This is a genomic window from Parabacteroides sp. HGS0025 (assembly GCF_000969845.1).
In the GTDB taxonomy this organism is placed as follows: Bacteria; Bacteroidota; Bacteroidia; order Bacteroidales; family Tannerellaceae; genus Parabacteroides; species Parabacteroides gordonii.
The window spans coordinates 221,783-227,963 of sequence record NZ_KQ033904.1 but is presented as its reverse complement, the minus strand read 5'-3'; the positions used below and the strand labels follow the sequence as shown (position 1 = coordinate 227,963).

General features: G+C 46.5%; 6 protein-coding genes, 1 rRNA gene and 2 other annotated features. Of the genes, 1 reads left to right on the top strand and 6 read right to left on the bottom strand.

The window, feature by feature from the left end; all coding sequences use genetic code 11:
- The first annotated feature begins 88 nt into the window (after positions 1-88).
- Positions 89-425: a sequence feature (23S ribosomal RNA rRNA prediction is too short), on the top strand.
- Positions 426-434: 9 nt separating this feature from the next.
- Positions 435-1,279: a sequence feature (23S ribosomal RNA rRNA prediction is too short), on the top strand.
- 121 nt (positions 1,280-1,400) lie between these two features.
- Positions 1,401-1,511: ribosomal RNA gene (gene rrf, locus HMPREF1212_RS23900) — 5S ribosomal RNA — on the top strand.
- Between the two features lie 104 nt (positions 1,512-1,615).
- Here rrf and cobC read toward each other — a convergent pair.
- From cobC to cbiB, 6 genes are read right to left on the bottom strand one after another with little or no spacing between them, the layout of a single operon-like run.
- Positions 1,616-2,149 (bottom strand): alpha-ribazole phosphatase, encoded by a 534-nt coding sequence (gene cobC / locus HMPREF1212_RS23895; protein WP_028726860.1) that lies wholly within the window; start codon positions 2,147-2,149, stop codon positions 1,616-1,618.
- A 9-nt stretch (positions 2,150-2,158) separates the two neighbouring features.
- Positions 2,159-2,911: an adenosylcobinamide-GDP ribazoletransferase gene (locus HMPREF1212_RS23890; RefSeq protein ID WP_046151433.1), complete on the bottom strand. Its 753-nt coding sequence runs from the start codon at positions 2,909-2,911 to the stop codon at positions 2,159-2,161.
- A gap of 34 nt (positions 2,912-2,945) precedes the next feature.
- On the bottom strand, positions 2,946-3,983 hold the full coding sequence (gene cobT, locus HMPREF1212_RS23885; protein ID WP_046151432.1) for a nicotinate-nucleotide--dimethylbenzimidazole phosphoribosyltransferase: 1,038 nt from the start codon (positions 3,981-3,983) through the stop codon (positions 2,946-2,948).
- 15 nt (positions 3,984-3,998) lie between these two features.
- A complete protein-coding gene (locus HMPREF1212_RS23880; RefSeq protein WP_046151431.1) occupies positions 3,999-4,517 on the bottom strand; it encodes a bifunctional adenosylcobinamide kinase/adenosylcobinamide-phosphate guanylyltransferase in 519 nt (172 codons plus the stop codon).
- A gap of 5 nt (positions 4,518-4,522) precedes the next feature.
- The gene (locus HMPREF1212_RS23875) at positions 4,523-5,149 is read right to left on the bottom strand and encodes a S4 domain-containing protein (protein WP_046151430.1); all 627 of its coding nucleotides are present in this window, start codon (positions 5,147-5,149) and stop codon (positions 4,523-4,525) included.
- A gap of 15 nt (positions 5,150-5,164) precedes the next feature.
- Positions 5,165-6,115, bottom strand: a complete 951-nt coding sequence (cbiB, locus tag HMPREF1212_RS23870; RefSeq protein ID WP_046151429.1) for an adenosylcobinamide-phosphate synthase CbiB — start codon at positions 6,113-6,115, stop codon at positions 5,165-5,167.
- Between the last annotated feature and the right edge of the window lie 66 nt (positions 6,116-6,181).

The window sequence follows — 6,181 nt, the reverse complement described above, 5'->3', positions numbered from 1 at the left end:
CAGGCTCCCTAGAAAATCCGCTAAGCATATTCATAGAGTACCCGTACCGTAAACGGACACACGTAGTTGGGTTGAGAATACTGAGGCGCTCGAGTGATTCACGGTTAAGGAACTAGGCAAATTGACCCTGTAACTTCGGGATAAAGGGTCCCACTGTAACAGGTGGGCGCAGAGAATAGGTCCAGGCAACTGTTTAACAAAAACACATGGCTGTGCAAAATAGAAATATGAGGTATACAGCCTGACACCTGCCCGGTGCTGGAAGGTTAAGAGGAGATGTCATCGCAAGAGAAGCATTGAATTGAAGCCCCAGTAAACGGCGGCCGTAACTATAACGGTCCTAAGGTAGCGAAATTCCTTGTCGGGTAAGTTCCGACCTGCACGAATGGTGTAATGATCTGGACACTGTCTCAACCGTGAGCTCGGTGAAATTGTAGTATCGGTGAAGATGCCGATTACCCGCGATGGGACGAAAAGACCCCGTGAACCTTTACTATAGCTTTACATTGAATTTGGGCAACTAATGTGTAGGATAGGCCGGAGACTTTGAAGCAGGTACGCCAGTATTTGTGGAGTCGACGTTGAAATACGGCCCTTTGGTTGTTTGAGTTCTAACTCGCTAAGCGAGGACACTGTATGGTGGGTAGTTTGACTGGGGTGGTCGCCTCCAAAAGAGTAACGGAGGCTTCTAAAGGTACCCTCAGACCGATTGGTAACCGGTCGTAGAGTGTAATGGCATAAGGGTGCTTGACTGGGAGAGAGACAACTCGATCAGGTAGGAAACTAGAGCATAGTGATCCGGTGGTTCCGCATGGAAGGGCCATCGCTCAAAGGATAAAAGGTACTCCGGGGATAACAGGCTGATCGCTCCCAAGAGCTCATATCGACGGAGCGGTTTGGCACCTCGATGTCGGCTCGTCACATCCTGGGGCTGGAGAAGGTCCCAAGGGTTGGGCTGTTCGCCCATTAAAGTGGCACGCGAGCTGGGTTCAGAACGTCGTGAGACAGTTCGGTCTCTATCTATCGTGGGCGTAGGATATTTGCGAGGCTCTGACACTAGTACGAGAGGACCGTGTTGGACAGACCACTGGTTTACCGGTTGTACCGCCAGGTGCACCGCCGGGTAGCTAAGTCTGGATTGGATAAGTGCTGAAAGCATCTAAGTACGAAGCCAGCCTCAAGATTAGATATCCCCATGAGGGTCGTCGTAGACTACGACGTTGATAGGCTACAGGTGTAAGGGCAGTAATGTCGAAGCCGAGTAGTACTAATAGCCCGAGACTTTCTTTTTCCGGCAGGAAGGATTGATATATCAGCAGATGGCAAGTAGCAATACAGGCCATAAAGCGAAGGTTACTGATAAAGTAGCGTTGTCCTAGGTCAAACATCTTAAAAGATATTAAGGTGGTTATAGCGTTGGGGATCCACCTCTTCCCATTCCGAACAGAGAAGTTAAGCCCAACCACGTCGATGGTACTGCGTAAAAGTGGGAGAGTAGATAGCCGCCGTTTTAGAGTCAAATACTCAAAACAAGGAAAAGGAGTTAATTCATATGAGTTAACTCCTTTCTGTGTTTAATAAGATTGTAAATAAAAGAATTGAACCGAGTAGACTTCTAATCAAAACTCAGTTTTATCACTTCTCCGTAAGACGGAATATTCTTGAAGGCTTCTTTTATATCATATTCTCCTGCATACACGCGTGCGCAGGTCAAAACACCTCCGTGTGCAAAGAGGCATACTTTTTCCAATCCGCTTTTTCTTAGTTCTTCTAAAAAAGAACTAACCCGGTTATATTGATCCATCAGTGATTCTCCCGAAGGAGTCTGTACGTTGATCCAGTCATTGAACCATACTTCCGAGCGCGGATCTGAAGATAACTCTTCCCATGACTTCATTTCCCATTCTCCGAAGTTAAGCTCTTTGATACGATCTTCCCGTGTGGCATCCGGATAGCCGCAATAGTGAGCCAGCCGTACGCAACGTGTGAGAGGGCTGCACCATACTTGATCGAATGTAAGTCCGTTCAATGATGCTTTTACTTTCTCGGCTTCCTCTTCGAATGTAGGACGTAATGCTACATCCGTTTGTCCGTAGGCATAACCTGCCGGTACGTCAACGGATGTATGTCTTATCAGATAAATCTCCATATATTTCTTTTATTGTGTTGTTGTATATATAACAGCTATACCGAGGTTAAAGCTTAATTCGCATAGCAGAAATGTCGCTCCGCAACAATCGCCGGTGTAGCCTTGTATCTTCTTTTTCATAAAAGAGGTGAGCATGTACCAGGTTATTACCGGAAGAATTCCTGCCAGAAGATATACTGGTTCAGGCAACCAGTATAATGGCAGAGCAGTGCATATTATACTGAACAGGTATTCACCTTTAGTCATGCGGCTATATACCGTTTTACTTTTGGCTTCTTCTTCTTTACGGGCATAGGGGAGCCGGTTGATGATCATACTTGCTACGCCTTTACTGAATGGATCACCGGCTAGTATGGCACATCCGGCCAACTCTATTGGAAGATTACTTAACAGTAAGTAATACAGGCCGAAGTAAGTGATTAATCCGATTACACCATAGCTTCCGATATGTGAATCTTTCATGATGGCAAGGATCCGTTCGCGGCTGGTTCCTCCTCCGAAGCCGTCGAAGAAATCGGCCAGTCCGTCTTCATGGAGACATCCGGTTATCAGTAATCGTGTAATTATGGCCAGTAATAAAGCGACTCCTGCAGGCAGGATGAGTGACCCGGCGTATAATACGATAACCGAAAGCCCGGCAGTCAGCCAACCGACCAACGCCCATCTGCTGACTACGTTTTTAAAGTAGTCAGCCGGAACTTCGGCTAGTCTCCAGAAGGGCAGTCGTGTGAAAAATATAAATGCGGCCAGTATTCGTAACATAGCAATAGAATTGTTAAGACCGAAAAGCTTCCGGTTAAAAATATTTAGTGACAGCTGCCTGCTGGAAACTGTGCATCTCGTTTATCATGCGTACGGCCGATTCGACGATCGGGTAGGCACAAACGGAACCTGAACCTTCTCCCAGGCGTAATCCCAGGTTCAATAGCGGTTTTGCATTTAAGGCATTCAGAACCTTCTGGTGGCCGGCTTCATCTCCGCAATGTCCGAATATGCAATAAGGAAGCATTTCCGGGTATAACCGGGATGCTGCCAGTACGCAGTTTGTCATAATGAAACCATCCACGAGAATGATCATTTTCAGTTCGGCGGCACGTAGCATACCTCCGACAGCCATCACCATTTCGTACCCACCGAAGTAACTGATTACTTCCAGCGGACTGTTGTCTCCCTTATAATTCTCGAGGGCGGCTTTCAGTACATTATATTTATGTTGCACGCCGCTACTATCCAACCCGCTTCCGGCACCGACACATTCCTGCAAAGGAATACCTGTCAGGCAGGTCATCCACATACTGGATGCAGCCGTATTGCCTATCCCCATTTCGCCGAAACTGATGACATTGCAGCCTTCCTTATGGCAATCGCTTACGATATCCGCTCCGTATTGAAGAGCCTGTTCCATTTCTTCCCGGGTCATAGCTGCCTCATGCAGAAAATTACGTGTACCTTTCCGGATCTTACGGTTTATTAATTGAGGAATCGCTGGAAAATCGAAATCGACACCTCCATCCACAATCTTTAGCTCAAAACCATGCAGGCGGGCAAGGAAACATACGCCGGCACCACCGTTCAGGAAATTGTGGATAACCTGACGGGTGACTTCCTTTGGAGATTTGCTTACTCCTTCATCTGCAATGCCATGATCGGATGCGTAAATAACATTGACAGGATGATTTAAGGTGGGGGAGAGAGTTTGTTGGATCAAACCGATCTGAAGCGCTATTTCTTCTAATGTTCCTAACGAACCTTTGGGTTTCGTCAAATTGTTTATTTTATCCTGCAATGCTTCTGCAATGGCTGGATCTGGTTTTTCAATATGAAATGTGATCATTGTTTTGTTATTTATTTATCCTTTTATTTTCACTGGTATTCCGCTAATCATCAGAACTACTTCGTCTGCATGGGAGGCGATATATTGATTAAGCCATCCCTGTAGGTCTGTGAATTTGCGTTGAACGGGATCGGGCGACACTCCGCCTAGTCCGATCTCATTCGTAACGAAAATCAGGAAAGCTTCCTGCTTCGTTAGTCGGTCGAACTCCTCCTTCAGTTCCTGCAGGGAGCGTTCGACATTACTTTCATTATCGAAGAAGAAGTTTGTACCCCATAAGGTGACACAGTCTATGACAACTACCCGGCCCGTCATATCGTGGCGACTCAGGAATTTTTCTTCTTCTATGTTTGTCCATTCCGGGCCACGATCGGCCTGATGGCGGAGGACACGTTGACGGAATTCTTCATCCCACACACGCGAGGTGGCCAGGTAAACCGGGTTAGGGGCTAATGACAAGGCTAACTTTTGCGCGTATCCGCTTTTACCGGAACGTTGTCCTCCTGTTACAAGTACGATATGCTTGTCCGACATCTGATTTATTCACCTTTGGGCTTACGGTTGGTTGTCCGTTTTGCCTTATTTGCCGGGTTGTTTTTACTTGTTTTCCGTAGGCTGGCCGATTTAGGAGAAGCAGCAAGACGTTGTGCAACCGCCGCTTTCCCCAGTGATTTACCGAACTTTGGTTGTAAAGCTTCTTTCAATGCTTTCTCTTCCGGACTCAACTTCTCTTTCGGTTTTGTACCGCTTTTCGCCGCTTTTCTTGCAGCAGCATACTTGTTGTATTTAACATACTTGCCGGGTCTTAGCGTTTTGCCGGAACCAGTCGGATTACTACTGCTTTTTTCCGTCTTAGCAGCTGTCTCCGCCGTAGACACAGGAGCGATTTTCTTTTCCTTTTTCTCCGGAGCTTTTGTTGTTTCACCGAAAACCAGATTCTGGGTTTTACCCACAACTGCGCGTGAATGTTCCTGAGCCAGTCCTTCATATTTGCCGACATTGATCTGGATATCGTCCAGTAAGACAATATCGGATTTACTGACTTTCTGGCCAACTTCCGGTTGTTTGCCATTAACGGTAACCCGTCCCATTTCAATAAACTTGTCCGCTTCCCGGCGTGAGCAATAACCTGCGTCACTGAGCAATTTGTTTAATCTTATTTCCATTGTATATAATTGTCTTTAATGTAATAATAGTGATAGAAGACAAACAAGCAATCCCATTGCGAGTTCTGTGTTGCTATTTATTTTAGTAGCAATTAACATGTCTTCTGTTGTAAAGCTTCTGTCATTGAGACCAATATAGGGCTTTTCGACTGCTTGACCAAAATAATCGTGCGTTCCTCCGAAACGACAGTCCAGAATTGCAGCCAGGGCAGCTTCCGGATATCCTGAGTTGGGACTGAGGTGGGCACGGCCGAAACGCTGAAGAAAACTTCTTTTATTCCAGTTGCCGGAAACCAGCAGCATCAGGCAGGCTGTCAACCGGGCCGGAATATAATTGGCCACATCGTCCAACCGGGCGGCAACCTGTCCGAAATCTTTGTATCGATCGTTTTTATATCCGATCATCGAATCGAGCGTATTGATCATTTTGTAAGCCATCATGCCGGGCAATCCCAGAAAAGCAAACCAGAACATGGGGGCGATCACTCCGTCGCTCAGGTTTTCGGCGAGTGTTTCCAGTGCAGCCGCCCTTATCTCCTGGGGAGATAAACGGGAAGTGTCGCGACCGACGATGCGCCCGACCTGGACACGGCCTTCTTCCACACTCCGGTCTACCGCTTCAAAGACTGCTTTCACTTCTGTAATTAATGTTTTTCCTGCCAGGCAGTAGAAAACTCCGACTCCGACTAGTAGCCCGTAAAATAATGTATTGATCAATCCGGCCCAGTATAATAGCAGGTAAACCAAAAGATAGACACCGGCAACAAGAACCAGTGTAAGTAAACCTCCTTTGTAGAAACGATTGTCCCCCCGGTTAAGTTTTTTCTCACCGAAAGAGATGAGCTTGCCGAACCACACGATAGGATGGGGCCATCCTGCCGGATCACCCAGTAAGCGGTCTGCCAGCCATCCCCCTAAAAAGGGAATTACTTTAATTAAATATATAGGTTGATATGCCCAGTACATAGTATTTGTTATATGAGAGACAAAGGTAGAAAATTGTACCGTTTTTTGTTTTGTAAATTCACGAAT

What these genes read in the sequence shown, in the direction of transcription:
- cobC (WP_028726860.1), bottom strand. Translation starts at nt 2,149, where the DNA reads ATGGAGATTTATCTGATAAGACATACATCCGTTGACGTACCGGCAGGT.
- HMPREF1212_RS23890 (WP_046151433.1), bottom strand. Translation starts at nt 2,911, where the DNA reads ATGTTACGAATACTGGCCGCATTTATATTTTTCACACGACTGCCCTTC.
- cobT (WP_046151432.1), bottom strand. Translation starts at nt 3,983, where the DNA reads ATGATCACATTTCATATTGAAAAACCAGATCCAGCCATTGCAGAAGCA.
- HMPREF1212_RS23880 (WP_046151431.1), bottom strand. Translation starts at nt 4,517, where the DNA reads ATGTCGGACAAGCATATCGTACTTGTAACAGGAGGACAACGTTCCGGT.
- HMPREF1212_RS23875 (WP_046151430.1), bottom strand. Translation starts at nt 5,149, where the DNA reads ATGGAAATAAGATTAAACAAATTGCTCAGTGACGCAGGTTATTGCTCA.
- cbiB (WP_046151429.1), bottom strand. Translation starts at nt 6,115, where the DNA reads ATGTACTGGGCATATCAACCTATATATTTAATTAAAGTAATTCCCTTT.